Below are 25,825 nucleotides of genomic sequence, written 5' to 3'. Positions count from 1 at the left end.
ATGAAAAAGCTATTTGCATTAATTTTTATTTCGATTACGTCGCTGTCCTTTGGGCAATTCCTGCACCGCGACGGGCAGAATATCGTCAACGGAAACGGACAGAACGTCATCCTGCGCGGCCTCGGACTGGGCGGCTGGATGGTCCAGGAGGGGTACATGCTGCAAACCGATGCCTTTGCCGGATCACAGCATAAGATAAAGCAGAAAATCACGGACCTCATCGGGGCGACCAACACCGAAGAATTTTATCAGGCCTACCGCGCCAACGGCATTACCAGACGCGACATTGACTCGCTGGCGGCCTGGGGCTTCAACTCCATCCGCCTGCCGATGCATTACAACCTCTATACCCTGCCGATCGAACAGGAACCCGTAGCAGGCCAGAATACCTGGCTCGACGAAGGATTCACGATGACAGACAACCTGCTGCAATGGTGTGCCGCCAATAATATGTACCTGATCCTCGATATGCACGCCGCACCCGGCGGACAGGGCCACGACGCCAATATTTCTGATTATGATGACACTAAGCCTTCGCTGTGGGAAAGCCAGGCCAACCGTGACAAAATGGTTGCCTTGTGGCAAAAACTGGCATTGCGTTATAAGGACAATCCGTGGATTGGGGCGTACGATATCATCAATGAACCAAACTGGAATTTTGAAGGAAGTAACCCCAACGGCTGTTCGGAAAACAATAACATCCCGCTCAAGAATCTTATGGTCGCCATCACACAGGCCATCCGTCAGGTTGATACAAACCACCTGATTTTCATCGAGGGCAATTGTTGGGGAAACAACTACAACGGCATCCTCAGCAGCGGGTTATGGGACAGCAACATGGCCCTGAGCTTTCACAAATACTGGAGCTACAACACCCAGGCATCAATTCAGGGTATGCTCAACTACAGGACGCAGCTCAACGTCCCGATATGGCTTGGCGAAAGCGGCGAAAACTCAAATGTCTGGTTTAAGGACGCGATTGCACTGATGGAAGCCAACAACATCGGTTGGGCCTGGTGGCCGATGAAAAAAATCGACAACATTGCAGGCCCGGCGTCGGTTACAAAAACGCCGGAATACAGTGTGTTGCTGAATTACTGGCAGAACGGCGGCACAGCACCAACGGTCACCTATGCCAAAAACGCATTGATGCAGATGGCAGAAAACTACAAGATGCAGAACGTAACGCTGCGCCGCGACGTTATCGATGCGATGTTCCGCCAGGTACAAACCACCGCCACAAAAAAATACCGCAACCATCCGATTCCCGGAAAGGTCTTTGCCACGGAATTTGACATGGGTCACAACGGTGTCGCTTATTTCGACAAGGATGTGGCCAATTACCGAACCGATACCGGCACCTTCACCGCCTGGAACCAGGGCTGGAGCATGCGCAACGATGCGGTCGACATCCAGCCGTGCACTGACAGCCCCACCAACGGCTACCAGATTGGATTCACCGAAGCTGATGAATGGGTATTGTATACACTGGATGCTCCGGCCGATACCGCATACGATATCGACATCAGGTACGCCTCTGTGGCCAGCGGAAAAATCTATCTGGAGGATGCGGCAGGACGTATTTCTGAAACCATTACCCTTACCGGGACCGGCAGTTATACAAACTGGAATACGGTAACGCTTGCTGATGTAATCCTTAAAGCAGGAGCCAATAAAGTCAAAGTCTATTTTGAAGCCGGGAATTTTAACCTGAATTACCTTGAATTTAAGAATCCGCGCAGTCCTTCGACTATTGCGATGAAAGCCATCAGTGCCGCTACAACTATTTTAGGAGACAAAATCAATGTCGTTTTTAACAAAAGCCTGGTTTCCGGGATTGATTTCTCCCAGAGCAACTTCCAATTGAAAGTAAATGGTAACAATGTCTCGCTGACATCCATCAGCCTTGAACCGGGCAGCACCAATGCCATTGGCATGAAACCTGCCGCGGCCGTCAATGCATCCGATGCCATCACACTGTCATACAACGGCGTCAACATCCTGGCCACTGATGGGTCGGTACAGGCCACCTTTACAAACAAAACCGTGAAGAATAATGTGGGCAACATCATCGGTATTTCAGGAAAAATCGAAGCGGAGAATTTTTTTTCAAACAGCGGCCTCACCATTGAAACCACTACAGATACGGGCGGCGGTTCGGATATGGGATACACCGATAGCGGCGACTACCTCGAATACCTCGTGAATATCGGCGAAGCGGGCAACTATAAAATCGAATACCGCACCTCAGGCGAGTCCGCTACGGGAAAAATAAAACTGCAGCTGATCAACGGCACTACGACAGACATACAGACGGTTTCCCTCCCTCCGACCGGCGGATGGCAAACCTGGAACACGGTGAACTCTCAGGCCGCATTGCCCGCCGGGCGCTACTTTGCGCGTTTTACGGTGGTCGACCCGGGATTCAATTTCAACTGGGTTAACCTGACGCTGATCCCGGCCGATGATGATAACGACAATGTGTCCAACAGCAACGACAACTGCCCCGGCACGCCAGCCGGCGACGTAGTGGATTTCAACGGCTGTACGATTTTCAGCCTGCCGTTTGATAATTTTATGATAAGGAGCACCGCTGAAACCTGCCGCAGTGCAAACAACGGAAGCATCGACATTACGTCAGCAGCAAATCAGGCATTTCTGGCCACACTCAGCGGACCGGTAAACAGTACGATGAATTTCACCTCAGCCACCGCATTTGAAAATCTGGCATCGGGAACCTATACACTCTGCATCACCATACCGTCCATCCCGACGTTTAAAAGATGCTACGCTGTTGCCGTTCAGGAACCTACGGATTTAGCCGTGCTTTCGAGACCTTCGGCAGATCGGTACCAGGAAACGCTGGACCTGTCCGGGGGCACATCCTACCGCATCAACCTCAACGGTACAGTGCATACCACTAACCAAGGCACCATTACACTAGAGCTTAAACCCGGGAGAAACACTTTGGAAGTGAAAACCGACAGGGATTGCCAGGGTGTTTACCGCAAGGAATGGCTTGTTGACGACAGCCTTTTGGTATACCCGAATCCGGCGAAAGACGGTACATTGTACTTCTCCGTTCCTCCGCAGCAAAATACGGAAGTCTCGCTGCACGTGTATTCAATGATCGGGAAATGTGTCATCGACAGCACGTTTCCATCCGGCGACACGCAGTATGCTGCAAACATCTCAGCGTTGGCCGCAGGGACCTACATGATAAAAGTGATTTCCGGCAATTCGATTTACAATTCAAAATTCATCAGGCAATGAAAATAATATCAAAATACATACTTGCAGCCATTTGTTTTTTAATGCTAAGTTGCGGCGGTGGCGGTGAAAGCACTTCCGAAAACCCTTCGGCTGCAGTACTGATTGCCCCGGTTAACAATTCGGAATGTCTTTCAGGACAGGACGTGTCTGAAACGCAAAGTAAGGTGACCTTTGAATGGAACCCTGCTGATTTTACCGATGCGTATACGGTGTACATCAAAAACCTCAATACGCAGATCACCACGCAATATGAAGCGGGAGCGGCTACTTCGCTCGAAGTTACGTTGGCCAAAAGTACGCCCTTCTCATGGTGGGTGATTTCAAAGGCCAGCGGCAGTACACAAACCGCCACCAGCGAAAAACGGAAATTTTACAACGCGGGCAATGGCGTGGTCAACTACGCGCCTTTTCCCGCCGAAGCCATTGCGCCGGGAAACAGCAGTTCCGTACCCGGTCCTACAGTGAATTTCAGCTGGAGCGGGAGCGATGTCGACAACGATATTGTACAATACGAACTGTACATGGATACCAACAGCAATCCTTCCACATTGAAAGGTTCGACGCCATCTGAAAACCTGAACGGGATTCCGGTGTCGGCAAATACAACGTATTACTGGAAAGTGGTCAGTAAGGACCAGTCAGGCAACACCTCTGATTCCCCTATATACCAGTTTAAGAGTTTATAATTCAGATTTTATTTTTTTGTTTTGGAGCCCTGTGAAAGCGGGGCTTTTTTTATCGGATGGCATCGGAATCGGGCATAAAGCTACACAAATTGCTGCCGATACCATTGATGTTCCTACTTCACGGCTTCTTTGTATCTTTACGATATGACTAACGACCATTTCTATTCTGCGCTGCCACTGCATCAGGGTTCTGTATCTGAATTATTGGGAAAGGAACACTGTTTCGCTAAGGTCCCCGACGACTGGCATGTGGTCATTACCGACATCAGGGGCAGCACGGCGGCTGTCCTGGAGGGCCGCCACGAACAGGTCAACTTCGTCGCTACAGGGAGCATCGTTGCAGTACTCAATATTGCATTCAGCCTGAATATTACCGTCCCGTTTTTCTTCGGGGGCGACGGCGCCACCTTCATCATCCCGAATACCTTGCTGGAGCGGGTGATGAATGCGTTGACGTCCTATAAAGCCCGTACGCTCGAAAACTTCAACCTGGAATTGCGGGCCTGCAGTGTTCCGGTGCGCAAACTGCACGGCGATGGACAGGAGATCCGGATTGCCCGGTTCAGCAGTTCGGCAAATTTTATAATCCCAGTTGTTTTGGGCAACGGACTCGATCATGCGGAACAGCTTATCAAAGGAGAACTTCACGTCCCGGCTGATACCGCAACCGAAACTGAGGCACCCGACCTGGCCGGCATGCAATGCCGATGGGACAAAATTCCGGCGCCTATAGACAAGGAGGAAATTGTGACGCTGCTGGTTATCGCCCGCGACGTCGCATCCCAGGGTAGCGCTTTCAGGAAAATCCTCGGTAAAATAGACACGCTTTATGGTGCCCCGGAAAAAAGGCAGCCCATCTCCATAGCACGTCTCAGGCTGAAGACCACTTTCAATCGGCTGGGCGTCGAAATGAAACTCAGGCTGGGCCACGTTAAATTCATTGAACTGATCCGGAAATGGCTTTTCACAAGCTTCATCTATCTTTATTTTAAAACCCGAAATGGCAAGAAATATTTGGAAAACCTCGTAGCAATGTCTGACACGCTCGTGCTCGACGGCAAGATCAACACGGTAATTTCAGGAACTGTCCGGCAAAGGCAGGCACTCCTTGAACTGTTGGACCGGATGGAAGCCGATGCTGAAATCGTGTACGGCATGCACCTCAGCAATGCCTCGATTATGTCATGCTATGTACGTGACGTTAAGGATGATCACATCCATTTCGTTGACGGATCGGACGGCGGCTACACCCAGGCAGCCGGCATGTTGAAAAGAAAACTCAGGACGTATGCAACGCGCGACAATTGAAAAGAGTGTAATGCGCGACTGAAAAGTCTCCATCCGTTTTCCGCTGTCTTATAGTCCGCCTGATTCCAGACGTCAAAAAAAAGCCCCGTCTTTCAACGGGGCCAAACCAAAAACACAAATCACAATCATTGCCAGCCGCCGCCAAGGGCGCGGTAAAGCCCCACATTGGCCGACAATCTTTCTTTGCGGATCATGGCCAGTTCAAGCTCTGCCTGCAGCAGGTTGTTTTGTGCCAGGATCACTTCCAGGTAGTTCGCCATCCCATTCTTAAAAAGCAGGTTGGCATTGGTGATTGCTTTTTTGAGTGTTGCCACACGTTCAGTGGCGATGGCATATTCTTTGGCAAGTTGGTCGATCCCCGCCAGCGCATCTGATACTTCACCGACAGCTACGATGACCGCCTGCCTGAATTGCAGGACCGCCTGTTCGCGTTCGGCTTTGGCCACTTGGTATTGCGTCCGTAACTTCTTACCGTTGAGTAGTGGTGCGGTGAGGCCGCCCGCAACGGTACCAAACAATGAGGCCGGGATGTTAAACCAGTTGTTGATTTCGAATGAATTTACACCTGCTGCAGCGGTGATGTTGAGGGAAGGAAACAGGCTGGCTTTCGCTGCCCCGACCCTTGCATTGGCGATATCCAGCGCAAGTTCAGCACTTTTTACGTCGGGTCGTTTGCTGAGCAGCTGCGCAGGGATGCCCGCAGACAGGTTTTCAGGGATCCCAACACTGTTAAGCAGGCTGCTGCGCTGCTGCGCCTCAGGGAAATTGCCCGTGAGCACGCTGAGCGCATTTTCCTGAAGCTGTATCTGCTGCTCGATTTGCGGGATGAGCTGCGCCGCTACAAGGCGCTGGGCTTCCGTCTGTTGTTTGGCCAGAAGCGTGGCCTGTCCTGCATCGTATTGCAGGTTGACAACAAAGACGGTGCTGTCGCTGAGGACAAGCGTTTTCTTCGCAATCTCGAGTTGTGCATCAAGCATCAGCAGGTCATAGAAACCGTTTGACACGTTGGCTACGACTGCGGTTTGCAGTGCCTTTTTCGCTTCCTTGGTCTGCAGGTAAGCCGCCAGTGCCGCTTTTTTACGGTTCCTGATTTTACCCCATATATCCGCTTCCCACGACAAATTTAATCCGGCATTGTAATCTTCGATATGTTTTCTGCCAAGTAAAAGGTTCGCGCTACGGCCATTGAGGCTGTTGTCTGAAAGACGGTTTGACGAGGCAGTCACGGCCGCATTGATTTGTGGCACGTTACCCAGTTTCGCCTGGCTGTAATACAGATTGGCGATCTCGATGTTCTTCTCCGCAAGCAACAGGTCGTTATTGCGGACCAGCGCGACATCAATCAGGCTTGTCAGGTCATTTTCCGGGAAAAAGTCCTTCCATTTGATGTCGGCAATGTTTGTCGTATCTGCGGAAGCGTAATTCCTGAAAGCATCCGGGACGGCAACCGTATTGTCTTGTCCGTGGGCATTTCCGGCGCCAATCAGCAGCAACAGGAAAGCGGCCCTTTTGATATAATTATTGAAATTCAGGTCCATGTTTTTGGTTTAATTTGGTGATTGTTTTTCATTGTTTAATACAGCCAACGGCACGCCGGTCACTTTTTCCTGCAAATACTGGAATATGATGAACAATACCGGGATGATGAATATACCCAGGACTACGCCCGAAACCATGCCGCCTGCCGCGCCGATACTGATGGAATGGTTCCCCAGTGCCGATGGTCCGGTGGCGCGCATCATCGGAGTAAGCCCGACAACAAACGCGAAGGAAGTCATGATGATCGGGCGAAGACGGAGTTTGGCCGCTTCGAGTGCAGCCGCGAGCAGCGACTTGCCAGCCTTCCTGCGTTGTACGGCGTATTCGACAATCAGGATGGCATTTTTTGCCAGCAATCCGATGAGCATGATCAAGGCCACCTGGACATATATATTATTTTCGATGCCGGTCAGCCCTATGGCTGCAAACACACCAAAGATGCCTGTCGGGATTGACAGCAGTACCGCCAGCGGCAGGATGTAGCTTTCATACTGCGCGGCCAACAGGAAGAATACGAACAGCAGACTTAGCCCGAAAATGACGGCCGACTGTCCTGAAGAGGTGATTTCCTCATTGGTCAAACCTGAAAATTCAATGGTGTAGCCTTTCGGCAATTTGGTTTCGGCCACTTCCTGGACGGCCTTGATTGCGGCACCGGAACTGTATCCCGGTTTGGCAATGGCATTAATCCCGATGGAATTGAACAGGTTGTATCGTGAAGCCGTCTCCGGCCCGTTGACATGTTTTAGTGTAACCAACGTGCTCACAGGCACCATCTCGCCCTGCCTGTTCTTGACGAAGATGTGGTTTATCGACTCGGGCGTGGTTCTCGCACCTGCATCAGCCTGTACCATCACCCGGTAATATTTCCCGAAACGGTTGAAATCCGATGCCTGGGCGCTACCATAATAGGTTTGCATGGTTTGCAGGATGTCCCGCACGCTGACGCCGAGCTGCTGCGCCTTCACGTCATCCACCTCCATTTCCAGTTGAGGGAAATCAGCCTTGAAACTGGTAAAGGCCACTGCAATTTCAGGACGCTTGAACAATTCCCCGATAAATGCATTACTGACGCCGCTGAATTTACTGATACTGCCTCCGGTTTTGTCCTTCAGCACGATATCAAGCGCATCGACATTGCTGAAACCCGGGACGGTTGGAAAAGTAAATACGAAGAAATTCGCGCCTTTTACTCCGGCCAGCCTGCCGCGCACGTCGTTCATGATGTCGTTGATGTCCTGGTGTTCGCCACGCTCTTTGGCCGGTTTCAGCAGGATAAATGCGACGCCGGCTGAGGCGCTGGTCGACTGTGTGAGCATGTTGAATCCTGAGATGATGTTGAGCACCTTTTTCGACGGCAGGTCGCCCAACGTACCTTCCACCTCTTTCATCACGTTTTTCGTGCGTTCCAGTGAGGCACCGGCAGGCATCGACATCGATATGGCAATGAACCCCTGGTCTTCTGATGGTATAAATCCGGTCGGCGTGGTCTTGACCATATAAACTGTGGCGGCAATCACGACGGCAAGTCCACCGAGACTGATCCAGCGGTTTTTAATCAGGAAACGCAGGCTGTTGATGTATTTGTTGGTGAGCTTGGTAAAACCGCTGTTAAACCCGGCGAAGAATTTTTCCTTAAACGTTTTAGGCTGCGACGGCATTTCATGATGTTCGTCGTGCGGCACGTCTTTTAGGAAGAGTGCGGCCAGCGCCGGACTTAGTGTCAACGCGTTTACGGCGGAAATCACAATCGCAATCGCCAATGTAAATGCGAACTGGCGGTAAAATACACCCGTGGAGCCTTCCATAAAACCAACGGGAAGAAACACCGCCGACATGACCAGCGTAATCGAAATGATTGCACCGGTAATTTCGCTCATGGCAGAAGTGGTCGCCGCTTTTGCAGACAGTTTCCTGCTGTGCATTTTCTCATGTACCGCCTCGACGACCACGATCGCATCGTCGACCACAATACCGATAGCCAATACGAGGGCGAAAAGCGTGAGGAGGTTCACAGAAAACCCGAAAACCTGCATGAAGAAAAACGTACCCAGGATAGAAACCGGAACTGCAATGGCCGGAATCAGCGTGGCCCTGAAATCCTGCAGGAATAGGAATACGACAAGGAACACGAGGATAAAAGCCTCAATTAACGTAGACTTGACCTGTGCGATAGACATATCCAGCGAATCCTTTGTATTGTAAAGAATCAGGTGTTTGACGTCTTTCGGGAAATCTTTTGACGCTTTCTCCATCATCTCCCTGATTGCAATCTGTACGTCGCTTGAATTGGAGCCGGGCAGCTGGAAAATTCCGATGTTGAGTCCCTGCTTGCCGTCTATGCGTGTACCGCTGCCGTAAGAATAAGAGCCGAATTCGATCCGAGCCACATCTTTAAGCCGCAACACCGAGCCGTCCGCATCGGAACGGATGACGATATTTTCATATTCACCCGGATTGTTCAGCTTCCCTTTGTATTTAATCACATATTCGAATGCCTGGCTGCTGCTTTCGCCAAAACGACCCGGTGCCGCTTCCAGGTTCTTGTCCTGGATGGCTGCAAGGACTTCCTGTGCGCTCAGCCTGTAATTCGCCATTTTGGACGGATTAAGCCAAACACGCATCGAATAATCCTTATTACCCCCGAAAATCACTGCCTGCCCCACACCAGGAATCCTCTTAATGTCCGGAATGATGTTGATCTGCGCATAATTGTTCAGGAAAGTCTGGTCGTATTGCGCCTCATTATCCGAGTATAAATCGACGACCATCAAGAGACTGTTTTGTTTTTTGGTTGTCTGGATACCCGCCTGCACCACTTCCGCGGGCAACTGGCTCGTGGCCTGTGACACGCGGTTTTGCACGTTTACCGCAGCCTGGTCGGGATCGGTGCCCAGTTTAAAGTTGACCGTGATGACCAATGAGCCGTCATTGCTCGCGGTCGAATTCATGTAGGTCATATTCTCAACCCCGTTGATGGCTTCTTCCAGCGAAGGCGCTACGGCACGCAATACCGTCTCGGCATTGGCTCCCGGATACAAGGCCACCACCTGCACTGCCGGCGGCGCAATGTCTGGGAATTGTTGCAGGGGGAGCGTGGTGAGCCCTATGGTTCCCAGGATCACTATAAGAATAGCGATGACTGTCGACAGTACGGGCCTGTCAATAAATTTTTGTAACATGTGTATGGTTTTTAGGAGGTTAGCTTATATTTTGGATGCTACTTTTTTCGGACTTTCCGGATTGATGACGGCGCCGTCAGGCAGGTTTTCGAAACCTTTGAGCACAATCCTGTCGCCGGTCTTGATGCCATCTTTTACAAGGTAATTGGTGCCGCTTTTCCCTGAAATGCTGATGGGCTGCCGCGCCACCGCATTCTTCTTATCGACGACGAATACGTAGAGCTTGTCCTGGATCTCCACCGTAGCATCCTGAGGAATTACGATTGAGCTGTCATGTGCCAGGCTGATCCTCACCTTACCGGTGTTTCCGGACCGCAGCAGCCCGCCGGCATTGGGAAATTTGGCCCGCAAAGTAATGGCACCGGTAGTCTTATCAAACTGTCCGTCGACCATGTCTATTTTTCCAGTCTGCGGATACACCGACTCATCGGACAGCACCAGCGAGACCGGCGGCAGGCTTTTCAATTTTTCATTAAGGGTCGCCCCCCCATAGGTGGATTTAAAATTGATAAACTCATTTTCACCCAACGAGAAATACGCATACACTTCTTTTGTATCCGAAAGCCTTGTCAGCGCCTCAGGATCGGCGGTACTGATCAGGCTTCCCTGTTTCTTGGGCAACCGCCCGATGTATCCGCTCACCGGTGCCTTGACCAGCGTATAATCGAGATTGATCTGCGCTGCGGCGACGGCGGCCCTTCCTGCGGCCACGTTGGCTTTGGCAATGCCTACATTGGCTTTGGCCGTTTTAAGCTGGTACTCAGACACTACCTTGTTTTGCGTGAGCGGCGTGAGCTTTTCCACTTCAAGCTGGGCATTGACCAAGGCGGCTTCGGCAGCATTCAGTCCTGCGACCGCGTTGTTGAGTTGCTGGCGGTAGGTGTTGTCGTTGATTTTGAACAGCGCGGCACCCTGGTTCACGTAAGCGCCTTCATCTACGTAAATCCTGTCGAGCGTGCCGTTGACCTGCGGACGGATTTCGACATCGTTCTTGCCCTGTATGGCTACAGGAAACTCCGTTTCAGTCGAAGCCGACTGGTAGGCTACGTCCATCACGGGCAGGTTCGCCGGAGGGGCGGTTGGGGCGCCTTCGTTTTTATTGGCACACCCCATCAGGATTAAAGCCATCAGGCTAAAAGAAATCACTACTTTCATATGGTTATTGATTTTTGGTTTAAAATTATTATTCTGGAATGATTGTTTCAAAATTGTAGCTGATTCTCAGCAGTTTATCCTTAATCCATAGCCTTAATTTTGAAACGAATGTTCCAAAAAAACTGCCGTTTTTATCTTGATCCCCCTGATGATTTTCTGAAATAAACGTTCCAGAAAATTGGCAAAAAAAATTTATTTCGTAATGCTTTTTATCAGGAACTCCGACATCTTCCTGATGGCAATCGGGTTGCGATGCAGTATGTATGCCTGCTTCCATCCGGTAAAAGTCGTCAGGATGTATTCCGCCACGATGGCCGCATCTTCAGACCGGTCGAGCTCCCCGTCATCAATCGCCCTTTGCACGAGTTCGGTCAGGAACTCAAGATACATCTCGTTATTCTTATTCAACAGGTTACGCACCTGCGCATCTTCGGGCGCTATCTCGAAAATCGTCTTGACACCCAGACAGCCTTTCTCACAATCGACCACCCAGGCAGCCTTATCGCGGATGATGTTGATCAGGGCCTGAAGTGCCGAGGTCTCACGCGCCACTTTCGCTTTCACTTCCGCCATGCCCGCCTCAGCATACGTACTGATGCATTTCAGGAACAGGCAATGCTTGTCACCAATTGTGTTGTACAAACTGCTGCGATTGATCTGCATCGCCTCCACCAGATCCTGCATCGACGTGCCATGATAGCCTTTCTCCCAGAAGACGTTCATCGCCTTCTCGATCGTTTCAGCTTCATTAAATTCTACACTGCGTGCCATGTTGTGGAAATTTCTTGGGCAAAGATAAAAACTATTTTGGAACAAGCATTCCAAAATTAAAAATATTTTTATTTTTTTTGTATTGGCGTGTCGGCAGCGGGGTTTCATCTGTACAGATATCACGCACTCAGGGCCGCTGCCGCCGGGCTATCCGCTGCAAGTCCTCACTCGTTCCTCGCTGTGGGCTTTCCGCTGCTATCCCTCACGCGGCGCAAATTGACAGTATCGCAGATCCGCGATAATCGTGGCGCAGCCGGACTTTGGATGAACGAATATGATTACAATAAATTAACGCTGCGCAACCATAAAATCATTAAATTTACAAGTCAGCCGATCCTTCAAAACACAACTGTCGGCTGCTCATTTGATACACCACTCAAGTAATTATGGAAACAAAAAACACAAAAGCCTTTGGCACTGACGCACCCGACGCCGATTTAAAACCGTTAACCATCCAACGACGCGTGCCAACACCGACTGACGTCGAGATCGAAATCCTCTACTGCGGGGTCTGCCACTCTGATTTGCACACCGCCCGCAACGATTGGGGCTGGACAACCTATCCTGTGGTTCCCGGTCATGAGATCGTGGGACGCGTAACGAGTGTCGGCGGTGAAGTCACAAAATTTAAAGTCGGCGACCTCGCCGGCGTAGGCTGCCTCGTCGACTCTTGCCGCACCTGTAGCAGCTGCCGTCAGGATCTAGAACAATATTGCCAGAACGGTTGGGTAGGCACCTATGGCGGGAATGATAAATACCTGGACCAGCCTACGCACGGTGGATATTCGGAAAGCATTACCGTCACTGAGGAATTCGTACTGAAAATTCCCGAAAACCTCAACCTCGCGGCCGTGGCGCCGTTGCTTTGCGCAGGCATTACCACCTGGTCTCCATTGCGTCACTGGAATGTGGGCAAAGGCAGTAAAGTCGCTGTCGTCGGATTGGGCGGCTTAGGGCATATGGCAATCAAGCTGGCCAAAGGCCTCGGCGCATCAGTTACACTGTTTTCCAGGACTCCGGGCAAGATAGACGAAGCCAGGTCTTTGGGCGCAGATGAAATCATCATCTCAACGGACGATGCGCAGATGGAATCGGTGGCAGGTAAATTCGACGTAATCATCGACACCGTGCCGTATGTGCATGACGTAAACCCTTATGTAGCCACGCTGAACATCAACGGAACATTGGTACTGGTAGGTTACCTGGGCGGACTGGAACCCATCCTGAATTCGGTGCCGATGATCCTTGGAAGAAAATCGGTAGCGGGCTCGTTGATTGGCGGCATCAAGGAAACACAGGAAATGCTCGACTTCTGCGGCGAGCACAACATCGTCTCTGAAATTGAGATGATCAACATGCAGGATATCAACCACGCGTACGAGCGCCTGCTAAAAGCCGATGTAAAGTATCGATTTGTGATTGACATGGCTTCGTTGAAAAGCTAGCCGTTTACTCCAAAAGCTATGTTAGACCTCGTCATTGAATCCCGTACCGCAGCCATCAGCGAGTCCATGAAAGTGCAGCGCATCCTGCCGTTTCGCCAACGGAGGATGGTTGGGCCTTTCATCTTCATGGACCACGCAGGGCCGGTTACAAATCTGCCAGCTAATCCGCAGTCACTCGACGTATTGCCGCACCCGCATATCGGGTTATCAACCGTGAGTTACCTTTTTGGCGGACAGGTAACCCATCGCGACAGCCTTGGCGTACAGCAAATCATCAGGCCCGGCGAAGTCAACTGGATGACCGCCGGCAGCGGCATTTCGCACTCAGAACGCTTTGAAGATCCCGCAGCCCTGACAGGCGGACTGGAAATGATACAAACCTGGGTAGCATTGCCTGAAAAAGACGAAGAATCGAGTCCGGAATTCGACAACTACAGCGCAGACCGGCTTCCGGTTTTTACGGACAAGGGAATCTGGATGCGCCTCATTGCCGGCGAGGCGTATGGATTGCGCAATGACGTAAAAACAAAGTCACCGCTGTTTTACCTTCACGTCCTGCTGGAGCAAGGCGCGCGGTTCGGGCTGCCAAAAGAACATTCCGAAAGGGCTTTCTATATTGTGAATGGCAGTGTCGAAGTGTCGGGCGTAAAATACAGTAAAGGGCAGATGCTGGTTTTTACCAAGGGCGTCGACCCGTTGATCACCGCGCTCGAGACTTCCACGCTGATGCTTTTGGGTGGTGAACCCCTGGGAGACCGTTACATCTGGTGGAACTTTGTATCGTCAAGGAAGGAACGCATCGAACAGGCCAAAGAAGACTGGAAACAGGGGCGTATCATACTGCCCCCGAATGACAATCATGAATTCGTACCTTTACCCGACGACAGTTCGAAACCGGCCGGGGGTCCGCCGCGACCCGAGCCGCTTTCGTAACTACTCAGTTTAATTAAACACAATCCCAAAAGCAGCATCTTTTGGGATTTTTTATTGAGTTTGGAATGCGGCCAGGACTGAAGCCCTACAGTGTGGTGTTTTTGATGAAGCATCGTGATGCTCACTCATTGGTTATTTTTTTTCTGTGCTCAATTCCCCATGCCGTCAGGTTCCTAATGATCGTCTGCAATGTTTTCCCATGGTCGGTAAGTTCGTATTGTACCGTTATCGGTTGGGTCTCGAGGACTGTTCTCTTGATCAGTTTATTAATTTCCAACTCTTTCAATTCCTTACTCAACATCTTGTTCGAAATGCCGGGAATGTCGTTAAGTACGTCTGAGAAGCGTCTCCTGCTGTAATAACAAATGGATGAGATAATAGAAATTTTCCATTTTCCGCTTAAGACGTCCATGGAGTCCTGAACCGCCATCATTTCTTTCTTATGCTGGTCTGTAGTGAATTCACTGCATTTCATGTTAAATCTTGTTACGTTAAGGTTACCGGGTTACTTCGATGATATTGTAACTTTTGGTAACAAAGTTACTAAAATAAATAAGCGTGTTTTAATTTTGCTTCATAATTTAAAAAATATAATATGAGCAAATTAAAAAATAAGGTGGCAATTGTTACCGGCGCTTCAAAAGGAATAGGTGCTTCAATAGCAAAACATTTTGCCGCAGAAGGGGCAAAAGTGGTTGTAAACTATTCTTCCAATAAACAAGATGCTGAAAAAGTGGTGCAATCGATTATTGAAAAGGGAGGTAATGCCGTTGCCGTTCAAGGCGATATATCAAAATCATCTGATATAACCAGACTTTTCGAAGAAACCAAAAATACTTTTGGCACACTAGACATTTTAGTAAACAATGCCGGTATTTATCCTGCGGCATTTATTGAAGATGTTACTGAGGATTCTTTCCACAAGCTTTTTGATGTAAACGTTTTGGGTCCTTTGCTGACCATCAAAGAAGCTGTAAAACTATTTAGTACCGGCGGCGTAATTATCAATATCAGCTCAGGAGTAAGTACTACGCCTCTGGCCATGATGGCTGAATATTCGGCGACAAAAGCGGCATTAGATGCGATTACCGTTGCCCTTTCAAAAGAGTTTAGCGGCAGGAATATCCGAATCAATTCTATCCTTCCCGGAGGTGTTGAAACCGAAGGTACACGGACAGCAGGAATCACTGGTAGTGAACTGGAAAAGACCATCATTGAAAAGACGCCTCTTGGTCGTATAGGCCATCCTGACGACATTGCGAAAGTGGCCGTTTTTTTAGCCTCTAACGATTCAGGTTGGATTACCGGTGAGAAAATAACCGTTGCCGGCGGACTTTACGGATTGTAAAACCATTAAGAGGACCATTAAATGAAAAGCCAAGTCGTGAGACCTGGCTTTTCATTATTATAATGCCAACCCACGATAAGACTATGGTATTTACTTCAGAGGTTACTTTTTTAGGATTAAGATGTTTGGAATACAATCAATCTACAAATTAAGGCTACAACTTTCTATAATTTGACTACAGCGTATACCTTACAACTACGGAACTTTGTACCCTAATTTTTAAATAATGAAATGATGTCAACAAAAGGTAAAATAGCATTAGTGACAGGCGGAAGCCGTGGATTAGGCAGGGATATGGTCCTTAATTTGGCTAAAAACGGAAACAACATCGTATTCACGTATAACACTAATACGGTTGAAGCAGATAAGGTGGTAGCGGAAGTATCTGCAATGGGGCAGAAAGCGGTAGCTTATTCATTAGATGTGGGCAATGTTAAATCTTTCGACGAATTTGTGAATCAGTTAAGTCAGCACTTACAGGAACACGAGGGTTCACCTCATTTTGATTTTTTAATCAATAATGCCGGAGCCGGTGTATATGGCTCCGTAAATGAGACCACAGAGGAGGCATTTGACCTGATGATGAATGTCCATTTCAAAGGCGTTTATTTCTTGACTCAAAAACTGCTGCCGCTACTAAATGACGGCGGAAGGATTGTGAATATCTCTTCAGGGCTAACGAGGATCTCCTTTCCTAATGTGTCTGCCTATGCCAGTATGAAAGGCGCTGTCGAAACCTACACCAAATGCCTGGCCAAAGAATTGGGCGGTAGGCAAATTACAGCCAACGTCATTGCACCAGGAGCAATTGCCACTGATTTTGGCGGTGGTTCAAACAAATCCGATGAAAATAAGCGCAATGCCATAGCATCAATTACAGCGTTGGGACGTGTTGGCGAACCTGGAGACATTGGCGGTGTTGTCGCTTTTTTATGTACACCGGCAGCAGCTTGGATGAATGGACAACGGATTGAATTGTCCGGGGGAATGATGGTATGACAACTAATTTGTAATTTTGAAGTATGAATCAAAATCAGGTACATAGGGTAAAATCCATTGCCGAGTTTCACAAAATGAAAGGATTGCCTTCACCGCAACATCCATTGATCAGCCTATTTGATTATGGCGCCTTTGAATGTTCAAAAGAAATTCATCATAAGAATTTTGTATTTGACTTTTATCATATATCCATCAAACGAAGCATTGGGGCAAAATTTAAATACGGTCAAAATCATTATGATTTCGATGATGGTGTCATGTTCTTTATTGCCCCGAATCAGGTTTTCGGTATCGAGACCATTGCAGAAATGGCCACGCCCAAAAGTGGCTGGGTATTGATGATACATCCTGACTTTTTATGGAATACCCCCTTGGCAACAAGCATAAAACAATATGAATTCTTTGATTATGCCGTAAACGAAGCGTTGTTTCTTTCTGAAAAGGAGGAAGCAACGCTTAATGCCATTGTAAAAAATGTCGAACAGGAGTATACCGGTACTATGGACCAGTTCAGCCAAAGTATCATTATTTCCCAAATTGAAACGTTACTTAATTACTCCGACCGTTTTTACCAACGGCAATTTTTAACCCGTAAGGTTGCTAATCACAAGATTTTGCAAAAGGTAGAACGGATTATTGATGACTATTTCAATGATGGCAGCACAACAGGACTGCCCACCGTGCAGCATGTTGCCCAATCACTGAACCTGTCTCCAATGTATTTGAGTAGCTTGCTAAAATCAATAACAGGACAAACCACGCAACAGCATATTCACGAAAAATTAATAGCGAAGGCCAAAGAAAAACTGTCCACCTCCGAACTGACAGTTTCAGAAATAGCCTTTGATTTAGGTTTCGAGCATAGTCAGAGTTTTTCTAAATTGTTCAAGGTTAAAACGAATTTGTCTCCATTGGAATTTCGAAGTTCTTTCAATTGATCAAGGTCAAAACTGATAGAACTATTGCAAAATTATTTAGAATGATTTGGAGGGTGTATAAAGCAACGCGGAATTGCTATTTTTGAATTTTAATTCCAGCTGATCATGAATCCATTCATTCTGGGCCTACAGGCACGTAACCTTACGGTTGAAATTCATCATCATGCTGCCTATCAGATTGTAGTTTCTAATGACACACCGTTCAACTCAACCATTAATGGCGAAATGCACGAACGCATTCACGGCTTTCTTATTAAACCCCACGTCAGGCATTTATGTATGGCTGAAAAAGGGACATTGAATGTGCTGAATATAGAGCCCTATTCTACTATTGGATTGGAATTGTCGGCCCGATTTAAGGAAAATGAAGATTGTGTTGTATTTGGGTCACCCTCTGAAACCAATGCGTTTTTTCAAACGGCTAAAGAAAGTATGAACGCCCCTGACCTGATTGACGCGCTGCTGTCTAAAACACCGGCAGTCAATTACGATGAAAGGGTTACCAAAATCGTGGAGTACATTAGGGAAAACTATTTTCGATCAGATATTACCCCGCAAACCTTTGCAGATAGGGTGTACTTGTCACCATCGCGCTTGGCGTCATTATTCAAACAACAAACGGGAAGCAGTTTGTCAAAATACCTACTTTGGACACGTTTGCGGCAGGCCATCTACATCACATTAACCGACAAAGAAAGAAGCCTTACCGATATCGCTTACGACACTGGTTTTTATGACCTGCCCCAGCTCAATAAATATATGTATGAAATGTTCGGGATGCCACCAAAGGCATTGAAATACAGCAGCGACTTAATACAGATTTACTGAAAATTTGTCGTTACTCTCCTTCTAAAAGGGTATCAGCTTTTAAAGTTGGTAGCCTTTTCTTTTTACAATTACCCATGATGCACTTCAAGCTACTATAGTGATTTGATACAAGTTTACCAGGCAGGTTATCTGCAATTTTGCCATATCAGATAATCACGTTTAAAATTCACAATTATGAAAGCAATAGCCTATAAAAAGTTTGGAAACACAGAAGTTTTGCAAACTATTGAACAACCAATGCCAACCATTAGGCCTGACCAGGTATTGGTAAAAGTAAAAGCCTTTTCCGTAAATCCGATGGATTGGAAAATCAGAAACGGAGCAATGAAATTAATGTCAGGGTCCAAATTCCCAAAGCATACAGGCGTAGATTTTTCGGGCATTGTTTCCGATGCAGGATCTGCTGTAAGCGGCTTCAAAATTGGTGACGAGGTGTTTGGAGTGGTTAACAACATGATGAAGGAAGGTGCATCGGCAGAATATGTTGCGGTACCGGCAGCATTGGTATGGAAAAAACCCGACAACATCAGTTATGCGCAGGCAGCCGCTATCCCGGTGGTGGGCACGGCAGCTGTAACCGCAATAGGGAAAATGGGTAAGATTAATTCAAAAACGCGCATCTTGGTAAATGGTGCTACCGGTGGTTTCGGTATGGTTTTGCTGCAACTGTTAAAACAACATGGGGCCCATATAACAGCCGTTACCAGTAGTAAAGGGGTTGCCTACGCTAAAAAATGGGGTGCCGATACAGTCATTGATTACACCAGTCAAAATGTGCTATCCCAAAAAGCGATGTGTGATGTTGTTATCGATTTATCGGGCAAAATGGGTTACAAAAATGCAAGAGCAATCATGTTGCCAAAATCCATTTTTCTTAATGTAACGCCGCAGCCCATTGAAATTCTTTTTTCAATGGTAAACAACCTGTTTACAGCAAAGAAACATGTCGTTGTCCTTTCCAATCCGGGAATCAAATACACCAATATCCTCTTAGGTGCATTAATGAACGGATTGGAAATTGAAATCAACAAAACTTTTCCATTTGAGCAGACAAAAGAAGCCTATCAATATGCTGAAAAAGGCGGATTTACCGGCAAAGTCGTTGTGGAGGTAAACTAATTGAATGGTAAGGTCATGATAACTAAAATTGACAATACCATCAAGTATGGTAAACAGCATGGCGGTTTTGGAATACAGATATTATATCCCGGACTAATCCGGCCTCAACTGCATGACACTGGTTTTTCTACGATTGGCAGGATTGACCACGCGTACATCACCCCCGGAACAGTCATTCCGATGCATCCGCATAAAGAGGATGAAATACTGACCTATCTCAGAAGCGGTAAGGTAAACCACCTCGATTCTGAAGGACATACAGCCATATTATCCAATCAAAAACTGATGATGATGAACGCGGGTTCAAAATTCAGTCATGAAGAGCGGGTTTTAGAAGAAGGTGGCATTTTACAAGGAATGCAAATATTTATCCGTCCGGAAGTAAGCAACCTTCCGCCACAAGTTCAGTTTTACGATTTACCGGAAATATACAGCGTTAATCAATGGCGTAAAATCGCTGGTAGCGGAGCAGATTACCCACTACAAATAAGAAGCAGTACCTGGTTGCTGGATTTGCGGTTGGAAGCGGGCAAAGAAATTCATCTTCCGCAGTCACCATGTGAAAATGTGGTATTCCTTTTCTACGTATTCGATGGAAAAGTAACCATTGAAGACCATCTCATACTGAACTCAGGAGAAAGCGCACTGATTGAAGAGGACAGTCCAACATTTCGGGCAACTGAAACCACTGACATCGTTTTGTTTAGCACCAAAACCGATGCGCTTCATTTTGACGGCGGTATGTATATTGGTAATCTACAATAACGAAACCCATCCAGAACAGTGATTTGATACAAGTTTTGTACGCGCAATCACAACATCTTTGTACTGTAATTAAACATTAAAATTTAAACGAAAATGAAAAGAAAAATAGTAATACTCGGAGCAACAGGAACTGTTGGAAGCAAAATTTCTGAGAATCTTTTAAACGATGGCCATCAGGTAACCTTGATAGCAAGACACACAGAAAAACTAGAAAAATTTCGCGGTTCGGGTGCAGAAATCATCGCAGCTGATATAACTGATGTTGAAGTCTTAACCAAAGCCTTCAAAAATGCCGACAGCGCATTTGTATTATTGCCTGACAATGTAAAAGCAGAAAACACAAGGCTTTATCAAAGAAATGTAACAGGAAGAATTATTGAAGCTATCGACAAATCAGGCATCAAGTACATTGTAAATATGAGCAGTGTTGGTTCTCACATGCACGAAGGTAACGGAATGATGGCAGGAACTGCCGAGCAGGAAGTAAGATTAAATCAGTTGCAGGATGTAAATGTATTGCATATCCGCTCTGCCTATTTCATGGAGAACTTTCTAAGAACAATTCATGTGGTTAAAAGAATGGGATTCAACAGTACAACTGCAGACGGTGACACATCAATCCCAATGGTTGCCACTAAGGATGTTGCCAAAATAGCCGCCGGCCATTTAGCAAATCTTGATTTCACAGGTAAAACTATTCAGGCTGTGATGGGACCCAAAAATTACACTATGAGTGAGTTTACTGCCATCATTGGGCAAGCAATTGGAAATCCTGATTTAGCATTCGTCCAATTACCGGTCAACCAGGCAAAGCAAGCATTTTTGGGTAATGGCTTTTCCGAAGATTTTGTTGACAACCTTTTAGAAATGGGAACGGCAATCAAAACCGGCTTCATGAACTTCCAAAAGAGAGATGCGTCAACTACTACCCCAACAACTGCTGAAGAATTTGCAGCTGAAATCTACGCACCACTTTACGCTAATTAACAATTTAAAAAAATCAAAATGAAACTACTTCAGAAAACAACGTTAGGAAAGCTAACCTTGAAAAACAAAATGGTAATGTCGGCCATGACAAGAAGCCGTGCCGATAGCAACGGCATCGTTGGTGAATCAACAGTAAAATACTATACACAAAGAGTAAGCGCCGGGCTCCTATTTACTGAAGCCATCAGAATCAGTGAAGAAGCGACCGGCAGCCCATTTACACCGGGAATCTTTACACAGGAACAAATTGAAGCCTGGAAAAAAGTAACCCAAGCAGTGCACGACAATGGCGGCATCATCATAGCCCAATTATGGCACACCGGCCGCGCCGGGCACTCTACCGATAGAAATGGCAAAAAACCACTAGCTCCTTCACCACTTCCTATTCAGGGAATGCAACATTTCACTTCGCAGGGAATGAAGGATTACGAAATTCCACAGGAAATGACCGTTGCAGAAATTAAACAAACCGTACAGGATTTCGGCCAGGCCGCTAAAAATGCTATTGAGGCGGGCTTTGATGGCGTGGAACTTCACGCGGCAAATGGCTACCTGCCCAATCAGTTTTTGGCAGAAAGTGCCAACCAGAGAACAGATGAATATGGTGGCAGCATTCCAAACAAGGCGCGCTTTGTATTGGAGGTGATGCAGGAATTGATCCATGCAGTGGGTGGTGATAAAGTAGGTATCAAACTGTCACCGTTTCATCCCTATGGCGATATGGTTTTGGATAACCCGGTTGCTACCTATAATTACCTGATAGAAAAACTAAACCAATTAGATTTCACTTATGTAGAACTGATGAGGCGTAGTCCATATTTCCCGCCCGCATCGCATTATCCGGCTGATGACGAAATTGAGCTGTTCGGAAAGATGATTAATAAAGTGGTAATAGCCAACACCGCTTATGACAAGCATTCAGCCGAAGCGGAAATTGACAAAGGGATTGCCAAACTGGTTTCATTCGGTACACTGTTCTTAGCCAACCCCGACTTACCCACCCGATTTGAATTGGATGCACCACTTAACGAGCCTGATCGCGCAACAATGTTTGGCGGCGGCGACCAGGGTTACATAGATTATCCATTCTTAAACGCATAAAATAACAACACAAATAAAAATCACTTAAAAATTAGAAAAAATGAAAAACACATTCAAAATCGTACTTATGTTGATGTTATTTCAACTAACTACGACAAGTTCAAATGCACAAACTATCGCAGATAGCACTATGCAGAAAATCAAACGGTTCAGAGGATTCTATGAATCATTGGGAAAAACCTACCCACCCGACAACAGTGTTAGCGTTAGCGAAGAAACATTAGCTGGTGTAAAAACGTTTTGGTTTAATAAAAACCTGTTACCACAAAAGCAAATTATTATGTACCTGCACGGTGGACTGTATACTTATGGAAGTATAAACGCTTATCGGGCTATGCTGACCCATGTGGCTGCAACTTTAAATGCTCCAGTACTTTACATTGAATATTCGTTATCTCCTGAGCATCCGTACCCTACGGCAAACAATGAAGTCTTCGGCGTTTATAAAGAACTTGTCAAAAAATATCCGGGCTACAAAGTTTCAGTGATGGGAGACAGCGCCGGCGGGGGAATGGCAATATACTTGGTGAATGATGCGCAAAAAGCCCATCTTCCGCTGCCGTCCTCATTGGCTTTACTTTCCCCATGGATTGATTTAAAGTGCAACAATAAATCTTATACAACCAAACAGGCAGTTGACCCCATTTTAAAGAAAGATTTTTTATACAGCCACGCACAAATGTACGCAGGGGGTAAAAAGGAAGCCGATCCGAGTGAAATCAAATTCAAAAAATTCCCTCCTGTATTCTTATTAGTTGGTACGGATGAAGTGCTGAACGACGATGCTAAGAACTTCTATTCTTATATTAAACCAGTACAGAACCAATCAGAAATCAAGGAGTTTGAAGGGCAAAAGCATGTCTGGCTGTTTTCGCACATCGATTCAGAAGCATCTGTTGAAGCCATACGTAATATCAAGGATTTTTTGGCAACCCACTAAATATTTTCGAAACCAATCTGGCCGTGTAAAAATGCCAAGAACAGCTGTACTCAAATGCCTAAAAGCAAAAATCCGATACATCATATGACGTATCGGATTTTGAAACCATTTGTTTTTAAACTTGTGGGCGATGAGGGATTCGAACCCCCGACCCTCTGGGTGTAAACCAGATGCTCTGAACCAACTGAGCTAATCGCCCCGTTACGACACGTATTCCTGATTGTAGCGGAGTCCGTGAACGCTTTTGCGAGTGCAAATATAGGCTGTTTTTCCATACCTGCAAATAAATATGGCTTTTTTTACAAAATTTCCGCCACAACAAAAGTGCTGCCTCCTACATAGATAAAATCTTCGGGTGCGGCGCTGTGTCGAGCAGCTCCGTAAGCCGCTTGTACAGAATCGTATACATTGCCCGTAAGGCCAAATTGCGCTGCGGCGGCCTGAAGATTGGCTGCCGGGAGCCCGCGCGGGATATCGGGTTTTGCAAAATAGTATATTGCCTTTTTAGGAAATAAAGGCAGTACGGCATCCAAATCTTTGTCATTGACGACGCCCATCACTATGTGCAATCGCTGGTATTGTTGTTTCATGATTTGCGGCATGACGGCTTCCAATCCGTGGGGATTGTGCGCAGTATCGGCAATGATAAGCGGCCTGTGCCCAAGTTGCTGCCACCGGCCCTGCAATCCGGTATTGGCTACCACATTCAGGAATCCCTTTCGGATATCCTGATCTGAAATCCGGAAAACGCCTTGGCTGTTAATCACTTCCAATGCCTGCAGCACCGTTTTTTTATTGTGCCTCTGGTAGTCGCCAATCAGCGCCGAGGGATAATCCTCGTTTTCCAAATCAGCAGCAAAATAAATATCCGAACGCATTTCTTTGGCTTTGTCCAGAAAAACCGGGTAGCTTTCTCGGGTATGTTCACCAATGACCACCGGGATGATCTCCTTGATGATCCCTGCTTTTTCCGAAGCAATTTCAGGAATCGTGTCGCCTAAGAATTGGGTGTGGTCCAGGCCGATGTTGGTAATGACCGAAACCAAAGGTGTGATGATATTTGTCGCATCCAGCCTGCCGCCCATTCCGACTTCAATAATCGCGACGTCGGTTTGTTCGCTCCTGAAGTAATCCAACGCGAGACCCACCGTCATTTCGAAGAAACTCAGCGCATGCGATTCAAAAAAAGATTTGTTTTCGCTGATGAATTTGACAACGAAAGCCTCCGGAATTTCGGCGCCATTTACTTTTATCCGCTCACGGAAATCCTTTAAGTGTGGCGAAGTATACAACCCGGTCCGGTAGCCCGCTTCCTGGAACACGGAGGCCAGCAAATGCGATGTGGATCCTTTGCCATTGGTACCGGCGACATGAATGCATTTCAGGCCCTTTTCAGGAAAACCGAGGTGCTCTGAGAGCAGTAAGATATTGGTGAGATCGGCTTTGTAAGCTGACGCGCCCTGATGCTGGTACATCGGGAGCTGATTAAACATCCAGCCGACCGTTTGACGGTAATCCATTAACTTTGTTTGAAGTTGACGACGATGGTCCCCACCTGTTTGTCAGGCGCGTCTTCTTTCGGAAGCCATTTATAGGTACGCGCGGTTTTGTATGCGGGCTGTATCAGGCACGGATCCGTGTTGGTCGTCCCTTTGATGTATTTACAGCCTATTACGTTGCCTTGTTTGTTGACCGTAACTTCCACGACCACTGTGCCGTATTCATTGCAATCCTGAGTAATTTTTCCGCTGCTGCTGAGTTTGCGGCCGGCGAGTTTCCAGCTTCCGTTCCCGTTTCCGACACCACTGCCGACACCGCCGCCTGAGCCTGAACCTGAACCCGGACCGTATCCTGAGCCGTTGCCTATGCCCTCTCCACTGCCGTTACCACCGCCGGTTCCTGTACCACTACCACCTGAGCCGCTATAGCCACGTGAATCGGTTGTACCGTTACTGCTGCCTTTATTTCCACCCGATTTGTCATCGCCGTCGCCTCCTTTGCTGTTTCCGTTCAACAAGTTCGACAACGCGTCGTTTGTCGCTTTGGATGGTTTTGGCTTGGGCGTTTCAACGGGTTTGGAATCCGGCTTTTTGGGTTCGTCTTTTGGCTTTTTTACGGTGACTACGGCAGGAACATCGTTTTGTGTATCATCAGTGATGATTTCCTCCTGCGTAGCTACCTCAGACTTGACAGGTTTCGAAGCAGGCAAATCGAGATCCTTCGATTCGAAATTGTCACCTGCGCCCACATCGCTGTTCCCGAAATTGACGGCCACTTCACCGCCACCACCGCCACCGCCGCCTTCCAGCTGCTGCATTTCAGTAGCGGTCATATGCAGAAAAAAAAGCAGCAGGAATAACGCAGCAAACAGCATCCCGGTCAGGATTAAGGATTTCTTCTTTTCCGACTGATTGGAATCCAACGTCATATGGGTTGGGGCTGCGCCGCTGCGTGTCATGTTCATCTGAAGCCTGTTTTTAATTCACTAAAACGCTTAAAGGTATAAAA

General features: G+C 47.4%; 21 protein-coding genes and 1 tRNA gene. 14 read left to right on the top strand and 8 right to left on the bottom strand.

Annotation, left to right across the window (positions count from 1 at the left end):
* From HYN48_RS06180 to HYN48_RS06170, 3 genes are all read left to right on the top strand, one after another.
* Positions 1–3,273: a carbohydrate-binding protein gene (locus tag HYN48_RS06180; protein ID WP_108370284.1), complete on the top strand. Its 3,273-nt coding sequence runs from the start codon at positions 1–3 to the stop codon at positions 3,271–3,273.
* Positions 3,270–3,959: a hypothetical protein gene (locus HYN48_RS06175; RefSeq protein ID WP_108370283.1), complete on the top strand. Its 690-nt coding sequence runs from the start codon at positions 3,270–3,272 to the stop codon at positions 3,957–3,959. The genes HYN48_RS06180 and HYN48_RS06175 overlap by 4 nt, the downstream gene beginning before the upstream one ends.
* A 144-nt stretch (positions 3,960–4,103) precedes the next feature.
* Positions 4,104–5,267 carry a DUF3095 domain-containing protein gene (locus tag HYN48_RS06170; RefSeq protein ID WP_108370282.1) on the top strand — a complete coding sequence of 388 codons (1,164 nt, stop codon included), beginning with the start codon at positions 4,104–4,106 and terminating at the stop codon, positions 5,265–5,267.
* Positions 5,268–5,392: 125 nt separating this feature from the next.
* Here the strand turns inward: HYN48_RS06170 and HYN48_RS06165 are convergent, their stop codons facing one another.
* The 4 genes from HYN48_RS06165 to HYN48_RS06150 all read right to left on the bottom strand — a co-directional run bounded on the left by HYN48_RS06165 (position 5,393) and on the right by HYN48_RS06150 (position 11,914).
* A complete protein-coding gene (locus HYN48_RS06165) occupies positions 5,393–6,805 on the bottom strand; it encodes a TolC family protein (RefSeq protein WP_108370281.1) in 1,413 nt (470 codons plus the stop codon).
* 9 nt (positions 6,806–6,814) lie between these two features.
* Positions 6,815–9,988 carry an efflux RND transporter permease subunit gene (locus tag HYN48_RS06160; protein ID WP_108370280.1) on the bottom strand — a complete coding sequence of 1,058 codons (3,174 nt, stop codon included), beginning with the start codon at positions 9,986–9,988 and terminating at the stop codon, positions 6,815–6,817.
* Between the two features lie 24 nt (positions 9,989–10,012).
* Positions 10,013–11,143 carry an efflux RND transporter periplasmic adaptor subunit gene (locus HYN48_RS06155; RefSeq protein ID WP_108370279.1) on the bottom strand — a complete coding sequence of 377 codons (1,131 nt, stop codon included), beginning with the start codon at positions 11,141–11,143 and terminating at the stop codon, positions 10,013–10,015.
* 192 nt (positions 11,144–11,335) lie between these two features.
* Positions 11,336–11,914, bottom strand: a complete 579-nt coding sequence (locus HYN48_RS06150; protein ID WP_181248539.1) for a TetR/AcrR family transcriptional regulator — start codon at positions 11,912–11,914, stop codon at positions 11,336–11,338.
* A 386-nt stretch (positions 11,915–12,300) separates the two neighbouring features.
* Between HYN48_RS06150 and HYN48_RS06145 the strand changes: the two genes are divergently transcribed.
* Entirely contained in the window at positions 12,301–13,359 is a 1,059-nt protein-coding gene (locus HYN48_RS06145; RefSeq protein WP_108370277.1) for an NAD(P)-dependent alcohol dehydrogenase, read from the top strand.
* An 18-nt stretch (positions 13,360–13,377) separates the two neighbouring features.
* Positions 13,378–14,292 carry a pirin family protein gene (locus HYN48_RS06140; RefSeq protein WP_108370276.1) on the top strand — a complete coding sequence of 305 codons (915 nt, stop codon included), beginning with the start codon at positions 13,378–13,380 and terminating at the stop codon, positions 14,290–14,292.
* A gap of 121 nt (positions 14,293–14,413) precedes the next feature.
* On the opposite strand, the gene HYN48_RS06135 is transcribed toward HYN48_RS06140, so the two are convergent.
* Positions 14,414–14,767 (bottom strand): winged helix-turn-helix transcriptional regulator, encoded by a 354-nt coding sequence (locus HYN48_RS06135; protein WP_245945996.1) that lies wholly within the window; start codon positions 14,765–14,767, stop codon positions 14,414–14,416.
* 120 nt (positions 14,768–14,887) lie between these two features.
* Here HYN48_RS06135 and HYN48_RS06130 point away from each other — a divergent pair, with 120 nt between their 5' ends.
* The 9 genes from HYN48_RS06130 (at position 14,888) to HYN48_RS06090 (ending at position 23,317) form a co-directional block, all read left to right on the top strand.
* On the top strand, positions 14,888–15,640 hold the full coding sequence (locus tag HYN48_RS06130; protein ID WP_108370275.1) for an SDR family NAD(P)-dependent oxidoreductase: 753 nt from the start codon (positions 14,888–14,890) through the stop codon (positions 15,638–15,640).
* Positions 15,641–15,874: 234 nt separating this feature from the next.
* Positions 15,875–16,639, top strand: coding sequence for an SDR family NAD(P)-dependent oxidoreductase (locus HYN48_RS06125; RefSeq protein ID WP_108370274.1), 765 nt, complete (start codon positions 15,875–15,877; stop codon positions 16,637–16,639).
* A 23-nt stretch (positions 16,640–16,662) separates the two neighbouring features.
* A complete protein-coding gene (locus tag HYN48_RS06120; RefSeq protein ID WP_108370273.1) occupies positions 16,663–17,577 on the top strand; it encodes a helix-turn-helix domain-containing protein in 915 nt (304 codons plus the stop codon).
* Between the two features lie 105 nt (positions 17,578–17,682).
* Positions 17,683–18,405, top strand: a complete 723-nt coding sequence (locus tag HYN48_RS06115) for a helix-turn-helix domain-containing protein (RefSeq protein WP_108370272.1) — start codon at positions 17,683–17,685, stop codon at positions 18,403–18,405.
* 174 nt (positions 18,406–18,579) lie between these two features.
* Positions 18,580–19,524 (top strand): NAD(P)-dependent alcohol dehydrogenase, encoded by a 945-nt coding sequence (locus tag HYN48_RS06110; RefSeq protein WP_108370271.1) that lies wholly within the window; start codon positions 18,580–18,582, stop codon positions 19,522–19,524.
* Between the two features lie 15 nt (positions 19,525–19,539).
* A complete protein-coding gene (locus tag HYN48_RS06105) occupies positions 19,540–20,289 on the top strand; it encodes a pirin family protein (protein ID WP_108373423.1) in 750 nt (249 codons plus the stop codon).
* Positions 20,290–20,382: 93 nt separating this feature from the next.
* Positions 20,383–21,276, top strand: a complete 894-nt coding sequence (locus HYN48_RS06100; protein ID WP_108370270.1) for an NmrA family NAD(P)-binding protein — start codon at positions 20,383–20,385, stop codon at positions 21,274–21,276.
* Between the two features lie 18 nt (positions 21,277–21,294).
* Positions 21,295–22,377 (top strand): alkene reductase, encoded by a 1,083-nt coding sequence (locus HYN48_RS06095; protein ID WP_108370269.1) that lies wholly within the window; start codon positions 21,295–21,297, stop codon positions 22,375–22,377.
* Between the two features lie 40 nt (positions 22,378–22,417).
* A complete protein-coding gene (locus HYN48_RS06090; protein ID WP_108370268.1) occupies positions 22,418–23,317 on the top strand; it encodes an alpha/beta hydrolase fold domain-containing protein in 900 nt (299 codons plus the stop codon).
* A 124-nt stretch (positions 23,318–23,441) separates the two neighbouring features.
* Here the strand turns inward: HYN48_RS06090 and HYN48_RS06085 are convergent.
* From HYN48_RS06085 to HYN48_RS06075, 3 genes are all read right to left on the bottom strand, one after another.
* A tRNA-Val gene (locus HYN48_RS06085) sits at positions 23,442–23,516 on the bottom strand.
* A 100-nt stretch (positions 23,517–23,616) separates the two neighbouring features.
* On the bottom strand, positions 23,617–24,837 hold the full coding sequence (locus HYN48_RS06080) for a bifunctional folylpolyglutamate synthase/dihydrofolate synthase (protein ID WP_108370267.1): 1,221 nt from the start codon (positions 24,835–24,837) through the stop codon (positions 23,617–23,619).
* Positions 24,837–25,781 carry an energy transducer TonB family protein gene (locus HYN48_RS06075; RefSeq protein ID WP_245945995.1) on the bottom strand — a complete coding sequence of 315 codons (945 nt, stop codon included), beginning with the start codon at positions 25,779–25,781 and terminating at the stop codon, positions 24,837–24,839. The genes HYN48_RS06080 and HYN48_RS06075 overlap by 1 nt, the downstream gene beginning before the upstream one ends.
* Positions 25,782–25,825 lie beyond the last annotated feature (44 nt).

It is taken from the genome of Flavobacterium magnum (assembly GCF_003055625.1).
Classification (GTDB): domain Bacteria; phylum Bacteroidota; class Bacteroidia; order Flavobacteriales; family Flavobacteriaceae; genus Flavobacterium; species Flavobacterium magnum.
Note: the sequence above shows the minus strand (reverse complement) of the source record. Positions and strands in the feature narration are given on the sequence as shown.